General features: G+C 52.8%; 23 protein-coding genes. 9 read left to right on the forward strand and 14 right to left on the reverse strand.

What is annotated here, in order from left to right; genetic code table 11:
* Positions 1-242 precede the first annotated feature (242 nt).
* The 3 genes from speD to A6301_RS09130 form a co-directional block, all read right to left on the reverse strand.
* Entirely contained in the window at positions 243-1,037 is a 795-nt protein-coding gene (gene speD, locus A6301_RS09120) for an adenosylmethionine decarboxylase (protein WP_039317746.1), read from the reverse strand.
* 44 nt (positions 1,038-1,081) lie between these two features.
* Complete coding sequence (gene speE / locus A6301_RS09125; RefSeq protein WP_107171164.1) at positions 1,082-1,945, reverse strand: polyamine aminopropyltransferase; 864 nt, start codon at positions 1,943-1,945, stop codon at positions 1,082-1,084.
* Between the two features lie 111 nt (positions 1,946-2,056).
* Positions 2,057-2,404, reverse strand: coding sequence for a YacC family pilotin-like protein (locus A6301_RS09130; protein WP_005968999.1), 348 nt, complete (start codon positions 2,402-2,404; stop codon positions 2,057-2,059).
* Positions 2,405-2,760: 356 nt separating this feature from the next.
* Here A6301_RS09130 and A6301_RS09135 point away from each other — a divergent pair, with 356 nt between their 5' ends.
* Both A6301_RS09135 and A6301_RS09140 read left to right on the forward strand, forming a co-directional pair.
* Positions 2,761-4,446 (forward strand): iron ABC transporter permease, encoded by a 1,686-nt coding sequence (locus A6301_RS09135; protein ID WP_234257620.1) that lies wholly within the window; start codon positions 2,761-2,763, stop codon positions 4,444-4,446.
* Between the two features lie 4 nt (positions 4,447-4,450).
* On the forward strand, positions 4,451-5,536 hold the full coding sequence (locus A6301_RS09140) for an ABC transporter ATP-binding protein (RefSeq protein ID WP_234257621.1): 1,086 nt from the start codon (positions 4,451-4,453) through the stop codon (positions 5,534-5,536).
* Here A6301_RS09140 and A6301_RS09145 read toward each other — a convergent pair whose 3' ends face one another.
* Positions 5,537-5,971, reverse strand: a complete 435-nt coding sequence (locus tag A6301_RS09145; RefSeq protein WP_215484305.1) for a GNAT family N-acetyltransferase — start codon at positions 5,969-5,971, stop codon at positions 5,537-5,539.
* A 151-nt stretch (positions 5,972-6,122) separates the two neighbouring features.
* Here A6301_RS09145 and hpt point away from each other — a divergent pair, with 151 nt between their 5' ends.
* Entirely contained in the window at positions 6,123-6,656 is a 534-nt protein-coding gene (gene hpt / locus A6301_RS09150; protein ID WP_011094841.1) for a hypoxanthine phosphoribosyltransferase, read from the forward strand.
* 61 nt (positions 6,657-6,717) lie between these two features.
* Here the strand turns inward: hpt and can are convergent, their stop codons facing one another.
* On the reverse strand, positions 6,718-7,359 hold the full coding sequence (gene can / locus A6301_RS09155; RefSeq protein ID WP_005969011.1) for a carbonate dehydratase: 642 nt from the start codon (positions 7,357-7,359) through the stop codon (positions 6,718-6,720).
* A 262-nt stretch (positions 7,360-7,621) separates the two neighbouring features.
* Here can and A6301_RS09160 point away from each other — a divergent pair, with 262 nt between their 5' ends.
* Positions 7,622-8,560, forward strand: coding sequence for an ABC transporter ATP-binding protein (locus A6301_RS09160; RefSeq protein ID WP_107168750.1), 939 nt, complete (start codon positions 7,622-7,624; stop codon positions 8,558-8,560).
* The gene (locus tag A6301_RS09165; protein ID WP_107168749.1) at positions 8,557-9,327 is read left to right on the forward strand and encodes an ABC transporter permease; all 771 of its coding nucleotides are present in this window, start codon (positions 8,557-8,559) and stop codon (positions 9,325-9,327) included. The genes A6301_RS09160 and A6301_RS09165 overlap by 4 nt, the downstream gene beginning before the upstream one ends.
* Before the next feature lie 198 nt (positions 9,328-9,525).
* Here the strand turns inward: A6301_RS09165 and panD are convergent, their stop codons facing one another.
* The 9 genes from panD to thpR all read right to left on the reverse strand — a co-directional run bounded on the left by panD (position 9,526) and on the right by thpR (position 17,216).
* Complete coding sequence (panD, locus tag A6301_RS09170) at positions 9,526-9,906, reverse strand: aspartate 1-decarboxylase (protein WP_107168754.1); 381 nt, start codon at positions 9,904-9,906, stop codon at positions 9,526-9,528.
* Between the two features lie 17 nt (positions 9,907-9,923).
* Positions 9,924-10,778, reverse strand: a complete 855-nt coding sequence (gene panC / locus A6301_RS09175; RefSeq protein ID WP_234257622.1) for a pantoate--beta-alanine ligase — start codon at positions 10,776-10,778, stop codon at positions 9,924-9,926.
* Between the two features lie 79 nt (positions 10,779-10,857).
* A complete protein-coding gene (panB, locus tag A6301_RS09180; protein WP_234257623.1) occupies positions 10,858-11,655 on the reverse strand; it encodes a 3-methyl-2-oxobutanoate hydroxymethyltransferase in 798 nt (265 codons plus the stop codon).
* A 116-nt stretch (positions 11,656-11,771) separates the two neighbouring features.
* Positions 11,772-12,269: a 2-amino-4-hydroxy-6-hydroxymethyldihydropteridine diphosphokinase gene (gene folK, locus A6301_RS09185; RefSeq protein ID WP_107168747.1), complete on the reverse strand. Its 498-nt coding sequence runs from the start codon at positions 12,267-12,269 to the stop codon at positions 11,772-11,774.
* Positions 12,269-13,681, reverse strand: coding sequence for a polynucleotide adenylyltransferase PcnB (gene pcnB, locus A6301_RS09190; protein WP_205942465.1), 1,413 nt, complete (start codon positions 13,679-13,681; stop codon positions 12,269-12,271). Before pcnB ends, folK begins: the two co-directional genes overlap by 1 nt.
* Positions 13,682-13,787: 106 nt before the next feature.
* Complete coding sequence (gene gluQRS, locus A6301_RS09195; protein ID WP_107168746.1) at positions 13,788-14,756, reverse strand: tRNA glutamyl-Q(34) synthetase GluQRS; 969 nt, start codon at positions 14,754-14,756, stop codon at positions 13,788-13,790.
* A 127-nt stretch (positions 14,757-14,883) separates the two neighbouring features.
* A complete protein-coding gene (gene dksA / locus A6301_RS09200; protein WP_005969032.1) occupies positions 14,884-15,339 on the reverse strand; it encodes an RNA polymerase-binding protein DksA in 456 nt (151 codons plus the stop codon).
* Positions 15,340-15,607: 268 nt separating this feature from the next.
* Positions 15,608-16,312 (reverse strand): DNA/RNA nuclease SfsA, encoded by a 705-nt coding sequence (gene sfsA, locus A6301_RS09205; RefSeq protein ID WP_107168745.1) that lies wholly within the window; start codon positions 16,310-16,312, stop codon positions 15,608-15,610.
* 373 nt (positions 16,313-16,685) lie between these two features.
* Complete coding sequence (thpR, locus tag A6301_RS09210; RefSeq protein WP_234257624.1) at positions 16,686-17,216, reverse strand: RNA 2',3'-cyclic phosphodiesterase; 531 nt, start codon at positions 17,214-17,216, stop codon at positions 16,686-16,688.
* Between the two features lie 93 nt (positions 17,217-17,309).
* On the opposite strand from thpR, the gene hrpB reads away from it, so the two are divergent.
* From hrpB to fhuD, 4 genes are all read left to right on the forward strand, one after another.
* Complete coding sequence (gene hrpB, locus A6301_RS09215) at positions 17,310-19,754, forward strand: ATP-dependent helicase HrpB (protein WP_234257626.1); 2,445 nt, start codon at positions 17,310-17,312, stop codon at positions 19,752-19,754.
* A 102-nt stretch (positions 19,755-19,856) separates the two neighbouring features.
* The gene (gene mrcB, locus A6301_RS09220; protein ID WP_234257627.1) at positions 19,857-22,334 is read left to right on the forward strand and encodes a bifunctional glycosyl transferase/transpeptidase; all 2,478 of its coding nucleotides are present in this window, start codon (positions 19,857-19,859) and stop codon (positions 22,332-22,334) included.
* 616 nt (positions 22,335-22,950) lie between these two features.
* Positions 22,951-23,748, forward strand: a complete 798-nt coding sequence (gene fhuC / locus A6301_RS09225; protein WP_107168742.1) for a Fe3+-hydroxamate ABC transporter ATP-binding protein FhuC — start codon at positions 22,951-22,953, stop codon at positions 23,746-23,748.
* Between the two features lie 16 nt (positions 23,749-23,764).
* Positions 23,765-24,600, forward strand: an 836-nt coding sequence (gene fhuD / locus A6301_RS09230) for a Fe(3+)-hydroxamate ABC transporter substrate-binding protein FhuD (RefSeq protein ID WP_234257629.1), incomplete at its 3' end; no start/stop codon positions are given.

Below are 24,600 nucleotides of genomic sequence, written 5' to 3' on the forward strand. Positions count from 1 at the left end.
AGTCGCCGCCGCCCTGCGAACCCAGGCTTCCGGCTAAATTATGCCGCTACGCGGTTCCATCGGTGCCCATGCCCGCTTTTCGAGCCACCAGCGACATGCTCCCGGCATGGCGCTGGCTTTCGCGACGTCCTGTCGCTCACTCGGCGGTCAAGCGCACCGCTGCATAATTTTCACGCCGCATAACGGCAAAATCCTTGATGCCCTTATATTTGTGACTAAGAGATACACCCTATATGTATTGATTACAGAACGGGCAAATTTCTGCCGTAATAAATTTCCTGCATCTCGTGATAGAGAAGATCGGTGATTCTTTTCCGTTCGGCAGCGCTGAGTTCTTCAGGGCTGACGTTAAACAGGTAATGCTTGAGGTCGAAGTCTTTCAATAACATTTTGGTATGAAAGATATTTTCCTGATACACGTTCACATCCATCATGTGATAGAGCGATTTCATGTCCTCTGACATGAAGTTCTGAACTGAATTAATCTGATGGTCGATGAAATGTTTTATGCCATTAACATCACGAGTAAACCCCCGTACGCGATAGTCGATGGTCACAATATCGGATTCAAGCTGGTGGATGAGGTAGTTCAATGCTTTCAGCGGTGAAATTACGCCACAGGTAGACACTTCGATATCTGCTCTGAAGGTACAAAGTCCGCCTTCCGGGTGGCTTTCTGGATAGGTATGGACGCAGATATGGCTTTTATCCAAATGTGCAACGACGGAATTAGGCAGCGGCCCTGGGTGTTCTGAGGTGTCCACGTCACGTGGATCGATGGGTTCTTCGCTGACCAAAATGGTCACGCTGGCACCCTGTGGGTCATAGTCCTGACGCGCGATGTTAAGGACGTTCGCGCCGATAATTGAGCAGGTTTCAGTGAGGATTTCTGTTAAACGGTTAGCGTTATATTGTTCGTCGATATAGGCGATATAACCATCGCGATCGTCGGCTGTTTTGGTGTAACAGATATCGTAGATACAAAAACTCAGGCTTTTCGTCAGGTTGTTAAAGCCGTGTAGCTTCAGCTTGTGCAATTTACGTCACCCCCTTGTGGCTGTGTGGTTCCTTAAGTGATCGATTATTGCGCATTTTGTAACGCGCTCAGCAGATATTGTGGCAGGGCAAAGCTGCCGATGTGAACATCAGGCGTGTAATAGCGACAGGCGATAGCGGATTGTGTAAAACGCTGGTGCAGCGTTGCGGTGTCTATCTGGCGCAGTGCTGGGTGATTACTGGCCCAGGCGAACGTCATAATACCGCCGTAGTAGGTCGGGATTGCCGCCTGATAAAAGCTGACATCATGGAAGTAACGGCTGAGTTTTTTATGGCTACCGACGGCTTCATCCTGTTGCAGGAAACACACGCCATTCTGCGCGACAAAAATTCCACCTTCGTTCAGGCAGCGGGCACAACCCTGATAGAAATCGGAGGTGAACAGGCTTTCGCCGGGGCCGATGGGGTCGGTGCAATCCGAAATAATGACGTCAAACTTTTCGCTGCACTGTCTGACGAAGTTAACGCCGTCATCAATCACCAGATTAAAACGCGGGTCATCATAGCTACCAGCGCTGTGATTGGGCAGATACTGGCGACAAAACTCCACCACGCCCGCATCGATTTCTACCATTGTGATCTGTTCGACGCTGCGGTGTCGGCTGACTTCCCGCAGCATGCCGCCATCGCCGCCACCGATAATCAGTACGCGTTTGGCGTTACCGTGTGACAGAAGGGGAACGTGGGTGAGCATTTCGTGGTAGATGAATTCATCGCGCTCGGTGGTTTGCACCACGCCGTCAAGCGCCATCACGCGACCTAACGCCTTGTTTTCAAAAATGATGAGATCTTGATGATCGGTCTTCTCATGATACAGCACGCGATCAACCGAAAAATACTGGCCAAAGTTGGCATGCAGGGTTTCATACCAAATTTCTTTCTGGGACATGTTAGGGCTTCCTCCGCGATAACAGCCATGAAAATTGGCGCGCCATCATAGCCGACTCTTTTGCCGCTTGCACGGTCAAATTTCAGTCAGTGCGGAGGAGGAGGAGGAGAATTACTGCGCGTAGGAGAGTAAACCGAGCGAATTACGTGCCAGAGACTGACATTTCTTCGGGGTAGGAATCGCGATTTTACTGAGATCGCGATAGCTGTCTTCACCCATTGCTGTCATGTCATAGGCGCTATAATTGCTGAGATCCCAGCGGTTCTGCTGAGCAAATGCGACCAACGTCCGACGAACCTGTTCATTTGGCAGGTCTTGGTAACCACAGTGGTTTTTCAGATAAACAAAGATCGCGGTTAGATCGGCCAGATCTTCCGCCTCAAATTCATTCAGCGCCTTGCTGGCGGAAGAGAAGCTCATCAGGCTTAGCAGGAGCAGAGCCAGCGCAGAGTTTTTCATGGTTGAACCTGTTCCAAATATCGTCAGATGACGTTATCACAGATATCGCAGGGTTTTCCAAGCTTTCTTACGGGAAACATCTGATATCTCCGCCACCCTTCAAGTAGCACGGACGTTGGTTTTTCTTAAGCCCTCATTTTCGTGGATGCACACATTGCGCGCTTCAAAACGCTAACATCTTGTCTTGCGGCGCGAATTATTTCGGGAATTACGATAAAAAAAACGGGTCCGGGGCGAGGGAGAAATATTTTTATTAACGCTATGAAATATAGGTTGTTTATTTGATTTCATTTCAATAATAAAAGTCGTATCGGGTTAATCGCAGGATTAGAGCCAATTTATCGTTGTTTGATACGATGACGCTGCTGTCAGGCTCTGTTATTAATAACAACGATCTTATCTACTACAGTTTTTATTCTATGATCTCCGGTGTCTGGCGCGTCAGTAGTTGGTTGTTGGCGGGACTGTTGCTGCTTCCTTTAGCGACGGTTTTTTATCAGGTTTTTTTTGCCGACGGAATGGGGTTTACCCAACTGTGGCAAATCGGGTTACCCACCTACCTGTTGCATTCTGCGGTCATCGTGATTGGCACGCTTTTTTTCAGCTTGCTGTTGGGGTTGCCTTCAGCCTGGTTCATCGCCATGTACCGCTTTCCCGGCCATCGTGTGCTGCAATGGGCGCTTTGCCTACCGCTCGCGATGCCTGCGTTCCTGCTTGCTTACCTTTATACCGATGTGTTACGGCATCTTTCCTCGCTGTTGCGGGTGTGGGGGCTACAGATAACATCGCCGTGGGGAGAATCCCACGCCGTCGGGCTATCGGTTTCACTGGGCTGCGTGAGTCTGACGCTGGCGCTCGTTTTATACCCCTACATTTACCTGTTGGTACGCGAAGCTCTGGTGAAACAGCCTGCTAGCCTTATCCATTCGGCTCGTTTGCTGAATCAGACACGTTCCCAGGTATTCCGTCGCTTATGCCTGCCTATTGCGCTACCCGCGATTGCCTGCGGTGGCGCGTTAGTAGTGGTTGAGGCATTAGGCGACTATGGTGCCGCGTCTTATCTTGGTATTCCAACCATGACAACACAGGTGCTCGATATCTGGCAGGGGCAGGGCGATCTCGGGGCGGCATCGCGCCTTGGTGTATTGATTCTGCCCGCGATCTTTGTCTTGATGTTTCTGGTTAATTTTTGGCGTCGGAAGCAGAAAATTTATCAAGCTCAGTCGAACACTTCTCTGGTGGTTCCGCCTGTGTTGAGCGGGTGGCGTAGCAAGGTCGCTCGCGGTTACTGCTGGGGAATTGTCTGTCTGTCATTCCTGTTTCCGCTGTTGTATCTCCTCTTTTTAGCTCTCCGTCATATGATGTCGGTATGGGATATAGCATTCCTTCATGCGGTGACGAATAGCCTACTGGCGTCTTCCGCGGCGACCGTCATCATTACGTTAATGGCGCTGTCGTTTATCTTCTACACCCGTACGGCTGGCATGTTTGCCAACCAGACGCCAGTTCGGCTGGTGAGCCTGAGTTTTGCTTTGCCTGGCGCGGTACTGGCCGTTGGGCTGTTTACCTTGCTGTCTCTGGTGGATAGAGGGATTACGCTTTTTGCTAGCGCTGCCGGACTACCCACAGCAGATACTTGGCTGGCGGGTTCATTGTTTATTCTCATTCTTGCCTATAGCGTTAAATTTGGGCGTTTGATGCTAGACAGCCTTGAACGCAGCATGGACGCTATTCCTCGGTCGCTGGATAGCGCGAGCCTCGTGTTGGGCGCTTCCCCCCTGAGCCGTTGGTCACGCTTGCATATACCGTTGTTGCGTCGCGGTGTGTTCATCGGGGCGTTGCTGATCTTCACGGAAAGCATGAAAGAGCTGAATGTCTCGTTGCTGCTGCGTCCTTTTGGGATCGATACGCTGGCAACCTATGTTTTTCGCTTTACAGCGAGTGAGCACGTCGCGTCATTTGCCTTTCCTGCGCTGGTGTTAGTTGCGGTAGGGCTGATACCGGTTTTTGGGCTGAACCGCGCATTGAATATAAAAGGATAATCACATGGCCGCGTCGATAGATATTCTGAGCGTTCAGTCGGTAAGTTGTTCGTTGCAGCAGTCTGCCGTGTTGGAGAACATCTCATTTGCCGTGCGTGATGATGAGACTATCTGCCTACTGGGCAAGAACGGTTGCGGTAAGACGGCGCTATTACAGGTGATTGCGGGCCTGCTGCCGATTACCCAGGGCAAGATCTTGTTGGAGGGGGTGCCAGTCAGCTCACCGCAGGAGTACGTCTTGCCTGAACGGCGTCAGGTTGGCCTGATTTTTCAGGATTACGCGCTCTTTCCGCATCTGACGGTGGAAGGCAATATTGCGTTTGGGCTATATGGCCGTCCGGAAAGCGAGGTAAAGCCAATTTGTGCGGAGATGCTGACGCTCTTGCAACTGGATGAGGTTGCCGCACGTTATCCACACGAGCTATCAAATGAACAGCAACAGCGTTTGGCGATTGCCCGCGCGCTGGCCTGTGAGCCGAAATTGTTGTTGCTGGACGAACCGTTTCCCGGTTTGGACAGCCAGACCCGCTATCGCCTGATTACTGAATTACGGCAGATTCTCAAACAGCGTCATGTCGCGGCGGTGTTCGCCACGCACAGCCGGGAAGAAGCTTTTGCCTGCGCCGACCATCTGATTCTGTTGGATGAAGGAAAAATTATGCAGCAGGGCTATCCCTCTGAGCTGTACCATCGGCCGAACAGCCGCTTTGTGGCTGATTTTATGGGGAATACGAATTATCTGCCCGTAAAGATTATGAGCGACCACCAATGGCAGAGTCCATTGGGCGATCATCATGCAACACATCCACTCAATCAACCGATCGATTCGCAGTGCGACTGGATGGTGCGTCCTGCTGATGTGGCGTTGGCGCTCGATCCTGATGGTCCGGCATTTATCGAAGATCGGCTGTTTATGGGGACATCAAACTTGTATCGGGTGAAGCTGGGGGAACTGATGTTACTGGTGCAGACCGGCAACTGGTTTGAGCCAGGGCAGCAGATACGTTTGAGCATTAAGACGGACCCTCCGGTCCTGTACCCGGCTTTGCCTGCCGTCAGCAATACGGCTGACGGCTCTGAAACGAAATGACTACGCGCCTGCGTGTAAATCTGACGCAGGCATGACCCATGCGCTGTTGTGCTTTTCAAACCCGAGTTTCGGGTAGTAATCGACCGCCAGCGGCGCGGCTAGCAAAATGATTTTGCAGCCTTTTTCCAACTGCTGAGCGGTTTCCTGAATCAGTTTCTTTCCTATTCCCGCATGCTGACAGTCGTCTGACACGGCCAGATCGGACAGATAACAGCAAAAATGAAAATCCGTTACGCTGCGCGCAACCCCAATCAGAGTATCCCCTCGCCACGCGGAAACTAGCAGATTGGCGTGCTTAAGCATACCTGCAATCGCCGTCTCATCATCCAGCGGGCGACGCGGTCCTAATGAGGTTTTCGCCAACAGCTCAACGAACTGCTGGCAGGAAAGCGGGGCGTTCACTTTGTAGCAAACATCCACAGAGGGTGTGCTCATGGTGTCTCCTTCATGGTGTGGTTTCTGATATACTTCGCGCGCCCGGGCATGGCCTAGGGCTGATTGACATCAGCATTGGCGCATCATCGGTAATGAGTCTGTCATTTTTCCGATGGTGCTGAATACCTTACTTCAAAGAGTTATCAGTATGATGAAACATACCGTGGAAGTCATGATTTCTGAGCAGGAAGTGATGGCGCGGGTTACCGAACTGGGGCAACAGATCAGCGAACACTACCGTGATAGCGGCAGCGATATGGTGCTGGTGGGGCTATTGCGCGGCTCGTTTATCTTTATGGCCGATTTATGCCGGGCGATCGATGTCCCTCACGAAGTGGATTTCATGACGGCATCCAGCTATGGCAGCGGTATGAACAGTACGCGCGATGTTAAAATCCTGAAAGATTTGGATGAAGATATTCGCGGCAAAGACGTATTGATCGTTGAAGATATTATCGATTCGGGCAATACCTTGAGCAGAGTGCGGGAAATTCTGCAACTGCGTGAGCCAAAATCGTTGGCTATCTGTACGCTATTGGATAAGCCAGAGCGCCGCGAAGTGGCGGTGAAAGTCGAGTGGGTCGGGTTCTCGATCCCTGATGAATTCGTTGTGGGTTACGGCATCGACTATGCTCAGCACTATCGCCATTTGCCTTACGTCGGCAAGGTTGTTCCGCAAGAATAACGTAAAAAAGATAAGGCTGATGCCGTGAACGACGCCCAGCAAGTGGGCGTCAGGCTGCGAATCAAGACAGGGTGGAAATCGCGCGGCGATAACGCTGTTCCAGCGTCTCCCGGTTGGTTGCCGTCACTTCCAGATCGCGCAGTCGGCCATCCTGAATGCCGTACACCCAGCCGTGGATCGTAACTTTCTGTCCACGTTTCCATGCGGACTGCATGATGGTGGAGTGGCCGAGGTTATAAACCTGCTCGACAACGTTGATTTCACAGAGCGTATTCAGGCGCTGTTCGGGAGGCAATTCCCCCAGCAGCGAACTATGCTTGTACCACAAATCACGGATATGCAGCAGCCAGTTGTTAATCAAACCCAGTTCCGGGTTTTCCACCGCCGCCTGAACACCGCCACAGCCGTAGTGGCCGCAGATGATGATGTGTTCGACTTCGAGAACTTCGACAGCATATTGCACGACGGACAGGCAATTGAGGTCGGTGTGGATAACCAGATTTGCGACGTTGCGGTGAACAAACAGTTCACCAGGCTCAAGGCTGGTCAGACTTTCCGCAGGCACGCGACTGTCCGAGCATCCAATCCATAGAAAACGGGGACGTTGCGCCTGCGCCAGGCGTTCAAAATAGCCAGGGTCCTCTTCCACCATCGTTTTAGACCAAAGCTGGTTATTGGCGATGAGCGTTTCAATTTCTTTCATGAAAGTAAATGACCTGTAACAAACAAGGGGCAGTGAGGAGTAATATAAGGCAACATGCGTCGTTTGAAAAACGATAGTTTATACTCGTCATACTTCAAGTTGCATGTGCGTTGGCTGCGTTCACTCACCCGAATCACTTACCTGAGTAAGCTCATCGGGATTCCTTCTCTTGCCGCCTTCCTGAAACTTGAATTATTTAGAGTATTTATTTGTCACACTTCGAATCTGTAGAACTCACTGATAATAAGGCAATCCATTTCTTATGACATATGCACTGGAACTGGCGCAACTAACCAAAACTTATTCGGGAGGCGTCAAGGCGTTACGGGGAATCGACCTGAACGTGGAAGCGGGGGATTTCTATGCGCTGCTGGGGCCGAATGGCGCAGGAAAATCCACTACGATTGGGATTATCAGCTCGTTGGTGAACAAAACCGCTGGTAAAGTTCGCGTCTTCGGCTATGACCTTGAGCTGGATAAAGTGAATGCGAAACGCCAGTTGGGACTGGTTCCGCAGGAATTTAACTTCAATCCGTTTGAAACGGTATTACAGATTGTCGTTAATCAGGCCGGCTACTATGGCGTGAAACGTCAGGATGCGTTGCAGCGTGCCGAAAAATACCTGAAACAGCTGGATTTGTGGGAAAAACGCAGCGAAAAAGCAATGATGTTGTCGGGGGGGATGAAACGCCGCCTGATGATTGCCCGTGCGTTAATGCATGAACCTAAGTTGCTGATTCTTGATGAACCAACGGCGGGTGTGGATATCGAATTGCGTCGTTCCATGTGGGGCTTTTTGAAAGAGCTAAATGCGCAGGGCACCACGATTATCCTGACGACGCACTATCTGGAAGAAGCGGAAATGCTGTGCCGTAATATCGGGATCATTCAGCGGGGTGAACTGGTGGAAAATACCTCGATGAAGCAGCTGCTTGCTCAACTGAAGTCCGAAACGTTTATTTTCGATCTGGCGGCAAAAAGCCCGCTACCACAGCTTGAAGGTTATGCGTTCCGCCTGATGGATACGTCAACGCTGGAAGTGGATGTGATGCGCGAGCAAGGCTTGAACGCGCTATTCAGCCAGCTAAGCGCGCAGGGGATAACAATATTAAGTATGCGTAATAAAGCTAACCGGTTGGAAGAGCTGTTTGTCACGTTGGTTAATGGGGACGGCGTGAACGGTAAGGGAGAAAAGGCATGATGCGTTTGTATTGGGTGGCGCTACAGAGTATCTGGGTTAAAGAAGTGACCCGTTTTGGCCGTATATGGATTCAGACGCTGGTGCCACCCGTGATCACCATGACGCTGTATTTTATTATTTTCGGCAACTTGATCGGTTCACGCATTGGGGAAATGCACGGTTTTACCTACATGCAGTTTATCGTGCCGGGTCTGATCATGATGGCGGTGATTACTAACGCCTATGCCAACGTAGCTTCTTCCTTTTTCAGCGCCAAGTTTCAGCGCAATATTGAAGAACTGCTGGTTGCGCCGGTGCCAACACACGTGATCATTGCGGGTTATATTGGCGGGGGGATCGCGCGCGGTCTGTGCGTTGGGGTTCTGGTCACTGCGGTGTCGCTGTTCTTCGTTCCGCTGCATGTTCATGCCTGGTGGATCATCGTCCTGACGCTGCTACTGACGGCGACGCTGTTCTCGCTGGCGGGATTACTGAATGCGGTGTTTGCGAAAACCTTTGATGATATCAGTTTGATTCCGACGTTTGTGCTGACGCCTCTGACCTATTTGGGCGGGGTATTTTACTCGCTGACGCTGTTGCCGCCGTTCTGGCAGGCTGTTTCCAAGCTGAACCCTGTGGTGTACATGATCAGCGGTTTCCGCTACGGCTTCCTCGGGATTCAGGATGTGCCACTGCTGTTCACCATGTCGGTACTGATTGCCTTTATCGTGGTGTTTTATCTGCTTGTCTGGTGGCTGATTGAGCGAGGACGTGGGCTGCGGACGTAGTGTGTAAATTGGGAAGGCGGAGTGACCACCGTGTTAGCCTTTTGGCAGACTAATCTAAGAAGTGAAAACGGTAGTAATGGAATAGAAGAGTAAAGCGTCCGCGCCAGGGATGGCGCGGCTCGAGCTTACAGGGAGGTACTTGCAGCGTCTTTACGATCTATCCATTACTACCGCTCGATTTCGTCATAAACTTAGCGATCAGGCGACCTGAACCGGAATCGCTTTTGCCTGACGTTGCAGCTCGTTTTCGCCAGAAAAATAGGCAACCTTAGGGCTGTGGCTTCTGGCCTGTTCGTCCGACATCTGCACATAGGAACAGATAATCAGCTTGTCACCCACGCACGCGCAGCGAGCGGCGGCACCGTTCACAGAGATAATGCGTGAACCTCTTTCGCCTGCAATGGCGTAGGTGGAGAAACGCTGGCCGTTATCAACGTTGTAGATATCAATCGCTTCGTATTCCAGAATGCCTGCGGCATCCATAAAATCCTGATCGATGGCGCAAGAGCCTTCATAGTGCAAGTCAGCCTGAGTCACTCTGACCCGGTGCAGCTTGCCTTGCAGCATGGTACGTATCATCGCTTTGTTACCTCGGTTCATACAGTCAAATCGACCTGGTGGTTATCAATCAATCTGGCCTTGCCTAACCAGGCAGCCATCAAAATCACTGCACGCGTGCTGGCAGTGCTCAGCGGTTGCAGCGTATCAGCATCGCGGATAAACAGTTCATCAGGCGTAAAGCCCGCTTCGCGCAATTTATCTGCCGTGTGTTCCAGCAAGGTATCGATCTGGCGATCGCCGTTGTCCAACTGCGCTGAAAGTGCCATCATCAACTGATACAGCGTCGGTGCCAGCTGGCGCTCTTCAGCACTGAGATAGCCATTACGCGAACTCAATGCCAAACCGTCTTTTGCTCGTACGATAGGGACGCCAATGATATCAATGTCATAGCCCATATCGCGGACAAGCTGCCGAATCAGCGCTAACTGCTGGTAATCCTTTTCGCCGAAGCAGGCCAAATCCGGCTGTACCAGATTGAACAGCTTGCTAACGATGGTAGCCACGCCGCGGAAATGACCGGGGCGGCTAGCGCCTTCCAACATAGAAGACAAGCCGGGCACATCGACAAACGTTTGCGATTCCAATCCATTTGGGTATACCACATCCGGGCTCGGTGCGAAAACCAGATCGGCACCACGGCGGTTTAATTTCTCGCAATCTTCCTGCAACGTCCGGGGGTAGCGGGCTAAATCATCTGGCCGCTCAAACTGCATGGGATTGACAAAAATGCTGACAATAACGATATCGGCGCGTGCTTTGGCTTCATCGACCAGCGTCATGTGCCCGTCGTGCAAATTGCCCATAGTGGGAACCAAAGCTATGCGTTTCCCTTCCTGACGCCAGCGACGAACTTCGCGGCGCAGCAGCAGAGGGGTTTCGATTATTAACACACCCATACTCCCAAAAATAGCCTGATTAATGAAATACTCGTTCTTTAATGAAACGACATTTCTCAATGAAATGAATGTCTCAATGAAATGAATGTTCTTCGGCCGGGTAGAGGCCCTGTTCGACTTCTTGTGCATACAACCGCACTGCTGCGCTGATATCGCCACCGCTTTGCGCCAGAAAGTTCTTGGCAAACTTAGGCGTGTTGTCGCCGGTAATGCCGAAGGCATCATGCATGACCAGAATCTGCCCGTCGGTAACATTGCCTGCGCCAATGCCGATGACAGGAATTGACAGCGCGTCCGTTACGCGTTTAGCCAGTGCGACAGGTACGCATTCCAGCACAAGTAACTGTGCTCCGGCTTCTTCAAGTGCGAGTGCATCGGCCAGCAGTTGATTAGCGTCGCTTTCGCTTCGCCCCTGAATTTTATAACCACCGAAGATGTTAACGGATTGCGGCGTCAGGCCCAGATGACCGCAAACCGGCACGGCACGTTCAGTCAGCATTTTTACCGTTGGGGCAAGCCAACTTCCGCCTTCCAGTTTCACCATATTCGCACCGGCACGCATCAGTTCTGCCGCCTGACTGAATGTTTGTTCCGGCGTGGCGTAGGTCATAAATGGCATATCGGAGAGAACCAGAGCCAGCGGAGCACCACGGCGGACGCACTGAGTATGGTAAACGATGTCGTTTGTAGTCACGGGCAAGGTGGAATCGTGACCTTGTACGGTCATTCCCAGAGAGTCACCCACCAGCATCACACGAATGCCTTGTTCAAAAAACAAACGAGAGAAGCTGGCGTCGTAAGCTGTTATCGTCGCGAATTTTCGCTGCTCTTGTTTCCATTGGCGCAAGTGGGAGATAGTCGTCGGTTTCATGACGGTCTTCCTATGTCAATAGGGCGAAGAATTGAGGGGAACATTCTAATGTAAGCCGACGTGTAGCGATATACCCACTATGCTTCAATCTGCTTGTATGTTGGCTTTATTGTGGCTCAGGTAGGAGTGTTGTCGTCCCACAATGTCAGACCGTTGCGATCGACATGGGTTAGCCGTTGCACGAGCGTTTCGCCGTCGGGGAATGCCAGATCAGGGGCAATTTCCGCGAGCGGGTAGAGCATGAATTCACGATTTTTCATATCGTAATGCGGCACCGTCAGACGTTCTGTCTGGATCGTGGCATCACCAAACAGCAGAATATCCAGATCCAACGTGCGCGGGCCCCAGCGGTGTGCTTTACGTTCGCGACCTTGTTCCAGCTCAATAGCCTGTGTGCAATCGAGCAATGATTCGGCAGCTAATGCGGTTTCCAGCTCAACGACGGCATTAAGATAATCCGGTTGATCCTGTGGGCCGAGCGGGCGACTACGATAAAATGAGGAGCAGCGAATGACGCGAGTCTGTGGAATCGCATCCAGCGCTGCCAGTGCGGCGCGTACCTGCAGCAAAGGCTGGGCAAGATTGCTGCCCAGCGCCAGATACACGCGTGCCATCAGGCTTGATCCCTGCGTGCCGTCGTCGGTTTACGTGGGCGACGAGGACGGGAGCGACGATGTGGTGTCGGGCCGTCATCCAGCGATCTCAGCATGGTTTGTTGGCGTGGCGGTGCTGCAACCTGGAATTCCCCCCACCATTGAGCCAGACGCAGCAGCTCCTGATGGTTTTCGATTTCGGCGCGTAGGCAAAGCAGATCATACGCTGCACGGAATTTAGGATGTTCCATTAGCTTATAAGCACGCTTACCCTGACGACGAGACAGACGCGTTTGCAGTTGCCAGATATCGCGGACTAACGAGGTAATACGCTTAGGGATCGCCAGAGAACGGCACTGTTCGTCCAGTACATCGTTCATTGCCAGCGAGAATGCATCGAAGTAGGCCAGACCACTTTCCTGAGCCAGCTTTTGTGCATGCTCGATCAGCGGATACCACAGCATGGCGGAGAACAAAAATGCCGGATTCACCCGCATGTCGTTTTGCAAACGCTTATCGGTGTTTTTCAACACTTGAGCAACCATGCGCTCCAGCGTGGAATCGCCGTTTGGTGTGAAATGACGGCTCAGCAGCGGGAAAAGCGGCTGGAACAGCTGGTATTCACACAGCATTTTATAGGTTGGATAGCCATAGCCCGATTGAAGCAGCTTCAGCGATTCTTCAAACATACGTGCTGCGGGAATATCGTGCAGCAATGAAGCCAGACGAGGAATCGGTTCGGCGGTTTCTGGGCTGACGGTCATGTTCAGCTTGGCGGCGAAACGAACGGCACGCAGCATGCGCACCGGATCTTCACGATAGCGCGTTTCGGGATCGCCGATCATACGGATGACACCCTGACGCAGATCGTTCAGGCCATTGGTATAATCGCGTACGCTGAAATCAGCAATGCTGTAGTAGAGACTATTGATTGAGAAATCGCGGCGTTGGGCGTCTTCTTCAACCGATCCAAAAATGTTGTCGCGCAGCAGCATGCCACTCTGAGCCTGCTGAGAAGAGTTTTTAGTTTCTTGCTGCTCTTGATGCTGATCGTGGTGACCACGGAACGTGGCAACTTCAATCACCTCTGGCCCGAACATGATATGTGCGAGACGGAAACGACGCCCAACTAAACGACAGTTGCGGAATAACTTGCGCACCTGATCGGGCGTGGCGTTAGTGGTGATATCAAAATCTTTCGGCTTTTTGCCCAGCAGCAGATCGCGTACGCCGCCGCCAACCAGATAAGCCTCGTAGCCCGCTTTGTTCAGGCGATAAAGTACTTTCAGCGCATTATCGCTGATGTCGCTGCGTGAAATTGTATGTTGGTCACGCGGGATCACCGTCAGATGCTGACGCGGTTCCTCTGATTCGACCATTTCGTTCTCACGATTCAGTACTTTACGACAAAAATTAGCAACTCGGGAAAAGATAATACACCTCGATAGTGATGGATAAATCAACAGCACAGCATTGGCGTCGCCCCCCAAAGGGGCGGCTAAGGATGGCGCGCCACGAAAAATAGCGGCTAATCATAGCTCACCAATGCCCCTTTGAGAATGCTGATGTGATCGCGGACGCGTTTATTGCCGCCTGCAACGGGATGGTATCCAAGGACCAGTGCGCCACAGACCATGCCAGAAGCGCGGAAAGCGTCATATCCTGGCCATTTTCTGGCAGTGGTTGATGCAAAAATTGCAGTGCGGCAAGCAGCACAGGACGCGGATCGCCGTTCGGTAGTGAAGGGGCGTGATTTTGTTTGGAAAGCTTATTTCCCTCGAGATTCAGCACCAGCGGCAGATGAACGTAGGTGGGGATCGTGTAGCCCAATTGGCGATAGAGCGAGATTTGACGAACGGTTGGTTCGATAAGATCGGCACCGCGTACGATCTCGGTAATTCCCTGATCGTTATCATCGATCACCACGGCTAGATTGTAGGCAAAAAGTCCATCGCGGCGGTGGATAATAAAATCTTCCCGAGCGAGGGCGTTATCGGCATACAGATCGCCACGTAATTTATCGTGAAAATGAAATACCGGCGTCGCCTGGCGCAGACGGAGCGCGGCGTTATCGGCGGGCAGGTTGCGCGTTCGGCAATAGCCATCATAGTGCCCACCTAGCTGCTGAATACGGCTACGCGTACAGGTGCAGTAATAGCTCATTCCCTGCTGTTGAAGCTGTTGAAGGATCTCACGGTAACGCGCATGCCGCTGTGACTGGTAAACCACACCGCCGTCCCAGTGCAAACCGTAGTGTTCTAATTGCGCGAGTATGCGAGAAGCGGCCCCGGGGATTTCCCGCGGAGGATCGATGTCTTCAATACGTACTAGCCAGCGCCCTTGTTGAGAACGAGCCTGAAGATAACTACCCAGTGCGGCGATCAATGAGCCAAAATGCAGGTCACCAGAGGGAGAAGGAGCAAAGCGCCCGATATAACGGTCGGTTTCAGAAATGCGAGTAGCTTCAGAAAAACTATTTTTTCCGGTAAAACAATCGGTTCCAGACATAAGAGGTTGGTGCTATCTCGTCAGCGTTTTATCCAGACAGAAGATAGAGTGATGAATATCATTCATCAGCGGTACATGATCCGAAGACGGCCCCTGCGAGTGGCAGGAGCCGATTTTAGACAGGATATTATCCTGCCATTTGCTTTTCGCGTATCTCTGCCAGCGTTTTGCAGTCGATACACAGATCGGCAGTCGGACGAGCTTCCAGACGGCGAATGCCAATCTCGACGCCACAGGATTCGCAGAATCCGAAGTCCTCATCTTCGATTTTCACCAGCGTTTTGGCGATTTTCTTAATCAGCTTACGCTCACGGTCACGGTTACGCAGCTCGAGACTGAACTCTTCTTCCTGCGCCGCGCGATCCACGGGATCGGGAAAATTAGCGGCTTCATCGCGCATGTGCGATACAGTCCGATCCACTTCATCCATGAGTTGGTTGCGCCATGCTTCAAGAATACGCTTGAAATGAGCCAGCTGAGCGTCGTTCATATACTCTTCGCCCGGCTTCTCTTGGTACGGCTCTACTCCGGCAATTGCGAGAATGCTCAGAGAAGATGTCTTACGATTTTGCCCTTCTTGCATGTTGCTTCTCCTACATAACACGACACGCATAATACCCTTTTATGCAGTGAAGTTGCGGCGTTGTCGACCAGAACTTCAGCTATCTGGGTATATCGGCCCCCAAAGGGGGGAAAAAACAGGCCGCTATAAATAGCAGATGAAGATGGGGTTGGCAATGCTTCCTGACACCGGCCTGATAAAGTGTGAGGAACAACCTGCTTACATTAAATAATAAACAATGTGTTACGCCTTGGGTGGTGCGTTCGGCGTGTTATGCAATGCTTGTGCTTCATCCCAACAACGGTAGCTTATGCGTCAACGTAATACCGTCAGGGCATAATGTGGAGCCGTAACATAAAATTTCAACCCCTGCCCGCTGTGCTTCGATAAATAATTCCGCATACCGTGAATCAATATGCCGGGCAGGAGAAACCTGCTGGATTCCTGAATGGAGAACGGCGAAAAAAAGGACGGCGCGTTTTCCATTGGAAACCATCTGTTGCAGCTCACGCAGATGCTTTTGCCCTCTGAGTGTAACCGCATCGGGAAAGTAACCACATTCATGTTGCAATAATGTGACAGATTTCACCTCAATATAGCAGTCAATCTTGTCTGGCGCCTGTAAAAGCAGGTCGATTCGGCTGTTTTCCGTACCGTATTTCACTTCCGTTTTTACATCAGAGTAGCCTGCTAGCTCTTCTATGCGATTCTCTAATAAGGCTTCGTGCAATAATGTGTTGGCACGCAGAGTATTGACACAAATCCAGTCATTTTGTTGTGTTTCAGTCAGTTCCCAACTTTGCGGATACTTACGTTTAAGGTTCTCGGACGTTGAATACCACACGGTATCACCGGGTGTGGCACAGCCCGTCATGGCACCGGTATTGGCACAGTGCAACGTAAACGTCTCGCCTTCCGGCGTCACGACATCGGCCAAAAAGCGTTTGTAACGTTTAATTAAGCGAGCAGGTTGTAAGCGTGGGGTGTAGTTCATGCGTATCCTGTTTTATTCGTTTATACCCGTCATACTTCAAGCTGCTTGTGCGTTGGCAATACTCGGCTCGGTTCTGAGCCTCGCCCTGAAGGGCCGCCGCAAGCGGCGTTCAAATCGGCTAAGCCGATTTGTCCTTACTTACCCCAGTCACTTACTTGTGTAAGCTCCTGGGGATGAAATGAGAGACATCCTGTCTCTCACCGAAGGCCAGCCGTTGGCTGGTCAAATTCGTTCCCGACGAATTTGTCGCTCGGTTGCCGCGTTACAAGGCTATAAATGAGCCTTGCCCTAAAGGGTCAACGCAGAGCGTTGTTCAAAACGCTAACGTTTTGTCATGCAACTCGAATTATTTAGGGTATATCTAACTATTCTCTTATTTAATGAATGACCAGCTTTCCAGCTTTTGATAGCGGGTTTTACCGTTATCGAAAAGAGACTGGTAAAGGGAAAAGTGCGTCATGTCGGTCTGCCAACTGAACGTCGCGGGGGGAATCGCCACGGGACGAGTCGCGCCGCGCAATAGCGTAATGTGTGGATGAAAAGGTAATGATGTTTGATAGCAGCCGTTGCGTGCAGCTTGAGAACGCAGCAGTTCCGCGAGCTGTAACAATCCACGCGGTGCTCGGCGGCAGCCTAGCCAGACAACACCGGGACGCGGCCAATGTCCAGCGTCATTTAGCGTGAGGGTAAACGCGGGCTGGCGGATTCTGCCTGCTAAGGCCTGTAAGACCTGCGCTTTTTGCTCACTCACATCGCCTAAAAACGCCAGCGTCAGATGGAGGTTGGCCGCCGCAATCGGGCGGCCCGCGTCCAGAGGGAAGTGTTCGGCACGCCAGCGGATGATTTCTTGCTGTGTGGTTTCCGGCAGTGATAAGGCAAAAAACAGGCGGCGGGGGGCTGGCATGGTGCACTCTCTTGTTCTGATTCCATCCGATGCTACATTCATCCAGATGCTACAATGCTCGCCGCTGAAAGTTAACCTTATACGGAGATGTCTGTGATTTTACCGCCCGTCAGCGCCGTGCTGGATGATGTGATAACGGCGCTACATACCGCGCCTCAGGTGCTGCTCAATGCCCCAACGGGGGCGGGGAAATCAACCTGGCTGCCGTTGCAATTACTGCAACAGGGCAATTTGAACGGGCGCATTATCATGCTGGAACCGCGCCGTCTGGCGGCGAAGAGTGTTGCCTGGCGGTTGGCACAGCAGCTAGGTGAAGATCCAGGGCAAACGATAGGCTATCGGATGCGCTCAGAAACCTGCGTGAGTAGTGCAACGAAGCTGGAAGTTGTCACCGAAGGCATGCTAACCCGTTTGCTGCAACAGGATGCGGAACTGCAAGGTGTAGTGCTAATCATCCTTGATGAATTTCATGAGCGCAGCGTGCAGGCCGATCTGGCATTGGCGCTGCTGCTGGATGTGCAACAGGGGCTGCGTGACGATTTAAAACTGCTGATTATGTCCGCCACGCTCGACAATGCGCGGCTGTCAGCGCTGTTGCCGGAAGCCGTTTGCGTGGTTTCCGAAGGTCGCAGCTATCCGGTCGAGCGGTGCTATGCGCCGCTAAATAGTCAGGAGCGTTTGGAAGACGGCGTTGCGCGACAGGTACGGCGGTTACTCAATGAAGAAGACGGTTCGCTGCTGCTGTTTTTACCTGGCGTCGCAGAGATTCGCCGCGTGCAGGCGCTGCTGGAAAATGGCGTGTCGAGCGAGACGGATCTCTGTCCTTTATATGGCGCATTGACGCTGGCGGAACAGCAAAAGGCCATTCTGCCTGCGGAGCCGGGCCGGCGTAAGGTGGTATTAGCCACTAATATCGCTGAAACCAGCCTGACAATTGAAGGTATCCGGCTGGTGGTGGACAGCGGTCTTGAGCGTGTAGCCAGCTTTGATGTGAAAAGCGGCGTCACTCGGCTGGTAACACAGCGCATCAGCCAAGCCTCGATGGTGCAGCGCGCGGGGCGTGCGGGGCGTTTAAGTCCCGGTATTTGCTGGCACCTGTGCTCTCGCGAACAGGCAGAACGTGCTGCGGCACAAAGTGAAGCCGAGATCCTGAATAGCGACTTAAGCAGCGTCTGGCTGGATTTATTACAGTGGGGTTGTACCAATGTAGCGCAGCTGACCTGGTTGGATTTGCCACCGGCTCCTGCGCTTTATGCTGCGCGACACCTGCTGCGCCAGCTTGGTATTACGGATGAGCAGGATAGGTTGACTACCGAAGGGCGTAAGATCGCCGCGTTAGGCAGCGATGCCCGTTTGGCAACCCTGCTGTATGCCGCATCACAGCAAGGTCCGGACGCGTTGGCTACCGCAGGGTGCCTGGCGGCGATACTTGAAGAGCCACCGCGTAGCGGATCGATTAATCTGGCTGACTGGCTGCATCGCCCGCTCCCTCATTGGTTGCGGCGAGCAAAACAGCTGACGCGCCGTTTATCGACGACTTCGGGGCATATTGACGGCGGCGAAGCCGACTGGCTGCTGGCACTGGCTTTCCCTGATCGTATCGCACGACGGCGCAGTCAGGATGGGCGCTACCAGCTTGCTAACGGTAGCGGCGCGATGATGTCGGCTGATGAAGCGTTGTCAGGTAACGAATGGCTGCTGGCACCTTCGCTATTACAAAATAGCCAGAGCGCAGATGCGCGGATTCTATTGGCGTTGCCGCTGGATATTGAACGGCTGGAGCGGCGGTTACCCGGATTAATAAATGAGCGTAACGTGGTGCACTGGGACGAAGAAAAGGGTACTCTGCGCGCCAGCCAGCGCGACCAGATTGGTTGCCTGACTCTGCGAACGCGCCCGTTGAACAAGCCTTCTGACGAGGCATTACAGCAGGCGATGCTATCCTGGATTCGGGAGCAGGGGCTTAAAGCGTTGAATTGGGACGCTGCGGCGTTGCAGTTACGTGCTCGCTTACAGTGCGCTTGTCAGTGGTTGCCTGAGGTTGACTGGCCGCGAGTGGATGATGACAGGCTGCTGGCAACGTTGGAAATCTGGTTACAGCCGTCACTGTCTGGCGTGCGCGATTTACGTGCACTACACCAGATTAATTTGAGCGACGCGCTGCTGCGATTGCTGGATTGGTCGCTGCGTCAGCGGCTGGATAACGCGTTGCCCACGCATTACACCGCGCCTGGCGGTAGCCGTTTGCCCATTGCCTATTATGACGATAAACCACCGGTACTGTCGGTACGGATGCAGGAAATGTTCGGCGAGCAGCAGAGCCCGCTGCTGGCAGAAGGTCGTGTGGCGCTGGTACTGGAGCTTTTATCACCCGCACAGCGTCCACTACAGATTACGCGCGATTTAGCGGCCTTCTGGCAAGGGACATACCGCGACGTGCAAAAAGAGATGAAGGGGCGTTATCCCAAGCATATCTGGCCGGATGATCCGGCGAATACGGCGCCGACGAGGCGTACCAAGAAATATCAGAATCACTAATTTCAGACGTTTCCGCTTTCCCAAAAAGGGGGCTGGAAACAGAGTAGGCGGCTTGAGCGCAAAGCTGATAGCCGTGAACAACCTGATGGAGAAGTTATTGTAATGTCTCGGGATGACCGCGAACCTATCGGACGCAAAGGGAAAGCGCCAAAACGTAAGCCTGAACGCAAGCAGGCCATACGACGTCGCAGGGATGACGACTATGATGATGACTATGACGATTATCAGGACGACTATGACGACGATGATGATTACGATGGCGATGACGCGATGACGCGGAAATCACAGAGAAGACGGCGCTGGCTGGGGCTGGCGATCAAGCTGTTCCTGATCTTTGCCGTGGCGATGGCAATCTACGGTGTATACCTCGATAGCCAGATCCGCAGCCGTATTGAAGGCAAAGTCTGGCAATTGCCTGCCGCTGTTTATGGCCGCATGGTCAACCTTGAGCCCGGCATGGCTTATAGCCAGAAAGAGATGATTAGCCTGCTGGAAGGTATGCAATACCGTCAGGTGAGTCGCATTACCCGTCCGGGTGAATTCAGCGTGCGTGGTAACAGCATTGATATGTTGCGCCGCCCGTTTGATTTCCCTGATGGAAAAGAAGGGCAGATTCAGGCGCGCCTGACGTTTGCCAACGATCGTTTGTCACAGATCCAGAATCTGGACAACCAGCGTAATTTCGGCTTCTTCCGTCTCGATCCGAAACTGATCACTATGATGCAGTCGCCGAATGGCGAACAGCGCCTGTTTGTGCCGCGTGCCGGTTTCCCCGATCTGTTAGTGGATACGCTGGTGGCGACCGAAGACCGCCATTTTTATGAACACGATGGCATCAGCCTGTACTCGATTGGCCGTGCGTTTTTAGCCAATATCACCGCAGGACGCGCAGTGCAGGGCGGGAGTACGCTGACGCAGCAGTTGGTGAAGAACCTGTTCCTGACCAACGAACGTTCGCTGTGGCGTAAAGCCAACGAAGCCTATATGGCGCTGATCATGGATTATCGCTACAGCAAGGATCGCATCCTTGAGCTGTATCTTAACGAGGTGTATCTCGGTCAGAGCGGTAACGATCAGATCCGCGGTTTCCCGCTTGCCAGCCTGTATTACTTTGGCCGTCCGGTGAATGAGCTGAGTCTCGATCAGCAGGCGCTGCTGGTGGGGATGGTGAAAGGGGCATCGCTGTACAACCCATGGCGTAACCCAGATATTACGTTAGAGCGACGCAATCTGGTGCTGCGACTATTGCAGAATCAGCAGGTCATTGATGCCGATCTGTACAACATGCTGAGTGCGCGTCCGCTGGGCGTGCAGCCGAAAGGCGGCGTAATCAGTCCTCAGCCCGCGTTTATGCAGATGGTGCGTCAGGAATTGCAACAGCGACTTGGCGACAAGGTTAACGATCTCTCCGGCGTGAAGGTCTTCACCACGCTCGATCCGGTCTCGCAGGATGCGGCGGAAAAAGCGGTGGAAGTCGGCGTGCCGGCACTGCGTGCAGGGCGTAACGTCAGCGATCTGGAAGCCGCGATGGTGATTGTCGATCGTTTCAGTGGCGAAGTCCGCGCGATGGTTGGCGGTGCTCAAACGCAGTACGCTGGGTTTAACCGTGCGCTACAGGCGCGTCGCCCTGTCGGATCGCTGGCGAAGCCGCCGACTTACCTGACGGCATTGAGCCAGCCGGACACCTATCGTCTGAATACCCTGTTGGCGGATGAGCCGCTGTCGATCAAGCAGCCTAACGGACAACTGTGGCAGCCGAAGAACTACGATCGTGAATTCCGTGGTCGCGTCATGTTAGTCGATGCGTTGGCAAACTCGCTGAACGTCCCGACCGTCAATCTGGGGATGGCCGTAGGGCTGGATCAGGTCACGTCAACCTTGAAGCGTTTAGGTATCCCCGAAAACGTGATTCAGACTGTACCAGCGATGCTGTTGGGTGCGATCAGCCTAACGCCGATGGAAGTGGCGCAGGAATACCAGACGATCGCCAGCGGCGGCAACCGTGCCCCACTTTCCTCACTGCGTTCGGTGATTGCGGAAGATGGTACGGTGCTGTATCAGAGCTTCCCGCAGGCTGAACGCGCGGTTCCTGCGCAGGCGGCCTATCTGACGCTATACGGCATGCAGCAAGTGGTTGAGCGCGGTACATCGCGCTCGCTGGCGGTGAAATTCCCGAATTATCATCTGGCGGCGAAAACCGGTACCACCAATGACCTGCGTGACAGCTGGTTTGCTGGGATTGATGGTAAAGAAGTGGCGATTAGCTGGGTAGGGCGTGATAACAATGGTCCGGCCAAGCTGACGGGGGCGAACGGGGCGCTGACGATCTATCGTCGCTATCTGGAAAACCAAACGCCGCTGCCGTTGATGCTGACGCCGCCGGAAGGTATTACGACGATGACAGTGGATGCCAGCGGGAACTTTATCTGCAACGGCAGCAGCGCTGGACGCGTCTTGCCGGTCTGGACGGATAACCCGCAGGCTCTGTGTCAGAGTAGTCAGCCGCAGCCTTCAGCCCAGCAGAACCAGCAAAACGGAGAAGGTGTCGCTGACTGGATCAAAGAAATGTTTGGTCAATAAATTCTTCTCACTGCCCCTGGTTAATCTATTGTCTCTTATAGACAAAGGCAGGGGTATCACGTGTTTTGTCGTTATCCGGCGTAAAAAATTATGCTGAGGAGATAGCAGGCTTAGGATGAGCCGCATGGACGCGGCTCAAGCTTGCGCCACGTCGGGAGCGTGTCGCAAGCGGTCCTCTAAGCCTGATACCGACGAAGGCACCGCTTTAGCGGCATAATTTCCGCCAAAAGCCGGGGTTCATAGGGGGCTGGCGTAGCCCCCTATGTCGGGCGCGTGCTACGACGTAACATGAAGATAACAATGTTCGAAGCGCACGAAATCGCCTCAATAGTGACATGAAATGTACCTAATATGCTGAATTTGTGGGTGTTTTTTTCTCTACTATTTTGGGGCGAGCACCACATCCTACCTGATACCGCTTTTCTGTTCACGCCACTCTGGCGCTGCCCGGTAAAAGTCTTGCGATTGGTATTCTGTTGCGCCTATCATGCTGCCTTTATCGTAATCATTATCGTTCTCTTTTAGCTTGATCGTTATGGGTCTGGTTCGATAGTTACGGGAATAGCGATCGCCGCTTATCTCCTTTCCGTCCGTGACATTAAAAATCAAAAGCGCTATGCAAAATCAAACTGTACTGCCTGATACCACCTTCAGATTGGACGACGTCAGCTTTTCTGTCGCCGGACGCACGCTGCTACACCCGCTCTCTATCACGTTCCCCGTCGGGAAAGTCTGTGGTCTGATTGGGCACAATGGTTCGGGCAAATCGACATTGCTGAAAATTCTGGGCCGTCACCAGCCCGCCAGCAGCGGAACGGCATTGTTGGGAGAACAGGCGATCGGAAGCTGGGACAGCAAATTGTTCGCCCGTCAGGTGGCTTATTTACCACAGCAGCTTCCCGCTGCTGAAGGGATGACCGTGCGTGAGTTGGTTGCTGTGGGGCGCTACCCGTGGCATGGCGCATTAGGCCGTTTCGGCAGCGCCGATCGGGAAAAGGTCGAAGAAGCCATCACGCTCGTTGGGCTAAAGCCATTTGCTAACCGTCTGGTGGATAGCCTGTCCGGCGGCGAACGGCAGCGAGCCTGGCTGGCGATGACGGTGGCGCAAGATAGCCGCTGCCTGCTGTTGGATGAGCCGACTTCCGCACTGGACATTGCGCACCAGGTTGAGGTCCTGGCGCTGATTCAGCGCATGAGCCACGAGCGCGGTATTACCGTGATTGCAGTGCTACATGATATCAATATGGCTGCCCGCTATTGCGATCATTTGGTGGCGCTGCGCGGTGGTAAAATGATTGCACAAGGCGAGCCTGTCACGCTGATGCAAGGGGATGTACTGGAAAGTATCTACGGTATTCCCATGGGCATTCTGCCTCATCCGGCTGGTGGCGCACCGGTCAGCTTCGTTTGTTAACTCGGTTTACCTGCTAATGATGCCTGAATTGTTTTCTTCCCCGCGTTCTCCTGACCCGTTACGTCGTCGCTTGCTGACGGCGCTACTGCTGTCTCCGCTGGTTTATTCGGCGGCGAGTAGGGGAGCCACCGCTTCACGTCCTGATTTGAACCGTATTGTGGCGCTGGAATGGTTGCCCGTTGAATTGCTTCTGGCGTTAGGCATTACCCCCTTCGCGATTGCCGATAAGCATAATTATAACCTATGGGTGAAAGAGCCGGCATTGCCTGAGTCGGTGATTGATGTGGGGCTGCGTACCGAGCCTAACCTTGAATTGCTGACGCAGATTCGCCCGTCCATGATTCTTTATTCTGAAGGTTACGGCCCTTCGGTCGCGAAAATGTCCCGTATTTCTCCACTGCTGGGTTTTGGCTTCAGCAGCGAACAGGGGAAGCCGTTGACGTCGGCACAGGCATCAGTAATGAAGCTGGCTGACGCGCTAAATATGAAGGCCGCTGGAGAACGGCATCTGGCGGAGTTGGCGCAGTTTATCCAACAGGAAAAGATTACGCTTCAGCCATATACCGAGCGTCCTCTGCTGCTCATTACGCTGGTTGATAGCCGCCATGTGCTGGTGATTGGCAAGAACAGCCTTTTTCAGGAAGTGATGGATCATGTCGGGATAGAAAATGCCTGGCGCAGCGAAACCAGCTTCTGGGGCAGTACGATTGTGGGGATTGAAAGCCTGGCAGACGTCGGCGATGCCAACGTGCTCTGCTTCGAGCATGGCGATAGTGCCATCAGCGCACAGCTTGATAATAATCCGCTCTGGCAGGCCATGCCGTTTGTGCGTAACCAGCGTTTGCAACGTGT

The sequence above is a fragment of the Pectobacterium sp. IFB5596 genome, assembly GCF_021432585.1.
Lineage (GTDB): Bacteria > Pseudomonadota > Gammaproteobacteria > Enterobacterales > Enterobacteriaceae > Pectobacterium > Pectobacterium punjabense.

Bases quoted from the DNA above. Each gene is read 5' to 3' on its own strand.
- dksA (WP_005969032.1), bottom strand. From the start codon at position 15,339: ATGCAAGAAGGGCAAAATCGTAAGACATCTTCTCTGAGCATTCTCGCA.
- A6301_RS09160 (WP_107168750.1), top strand. From the start codon at position 7,622: ATGACATATGCACTGGAACTGGCGCAACTAACCAAAACTTATTCGGGA.
- fhuC (WP_107168742.1), top strand. From the start codon at position 22,951: ATGCAAAATCAAACTGTACTGCCTGATACCACCTTCAGATTGGACGAC.
- thpR (WP_234257624.1), bottom strand. From the start codon at position 17,216: ATGCCAGCCCCCCGCCGCCTGTTTTTTGCCTTATCACTGCCGGAAACC.
- mrcB (WP_234257627.1), top strand. From the start codon at position 19,857: ATGTCTCGGGATGACCGCGAACCTATCGGACGCAAAGGGAAAGCGCCA.
- A6301_RS09165 (WP_107168749.1), top strand. From the start codon at position 8,557: ATGATGCGTTTGTATTGGGTGGCGCTACAGAGTATCTGGGTTAAAGAA.
- folK (WP_107168747.1), bottom strand. From the start codon at position 12,269: ATGGCACGCGTGTATCTGGCGCTGGGCAGCAATCTTGCCCAGCCTTTG.
- A6301_RS09145 (WP_215484305.1), bottom strand. From the start codon at position 5,971: ATGAGCACACCCTCTGTGGATGTTTGCTACAAAGTGAACGCCCCGCTT.
- gluQRS (WP_107168746.1), bottom strand. From the start codon at position 14,756: ATGTCTGGAACCGATTGTTTTACCGGAAAAAATAGTTTTTCTGAAGCT.
- A6301_RS09135 (WP_234257620.1), top strand. From the start codon at position 2,761: ATGACGCTGCTGTCAGGCTCTGTTATTAATAACAACGATCTTATCTAC.
- panD (WP_107168754.1), bottom strand. From the start codon at position 9,906: ATGATACGTACCATGCTGCAAGGCAAGCTGCACCGGGTCAGAGTGACT.
- can (WP_005969011.1), bottom strand. From the start codon at position 7,359: ATGAAAGAAATTGAAACGCTCATCGCCAATAACCAGCTTTGGTCTAAA.
- A6301_RS09140 (WP_234257621.1), top strand. From the start codon at position 4,451: ATGGCCGCGTCGATAGATATTCTGAGCGTTCAGTCGGTAAGTTGTTCG.
- A6301_RS09130 (WP_005968999.1), bottom strand. From the start codon at position 2,404: ATGAAAAACTCTGCGCTGGCTCTGCTCCTGCTAAGCCTGATGAGCTTC.
- speE (WP_107171164.1), bottom strand. From the start codon at position 1,945: ATGTCCCAGAAAGAAATTTGGTATGAAACCCTGCATGCCAACTTTGGC.
- panB (WP_234257623.1), bottom strand. From the start codon at position 11,655: ATGAAACCGACGACTATCTCCCACTTGCGCCAATGGAAACAAGAGCAG.
- hpt (WP_011094841.1), top strand. From the start codon at position 6,123: ATGAAACATACCGTGGAAGTCATGATTTCTGAGCAGGAAGTGATGGCG.
- sfsA (WP_107168745.1), bottom strand. From the start codon at position 16,312: ATGAACTACACCCCACGCTTACAACCTGCTCGCTTAATTAAACGTTAC.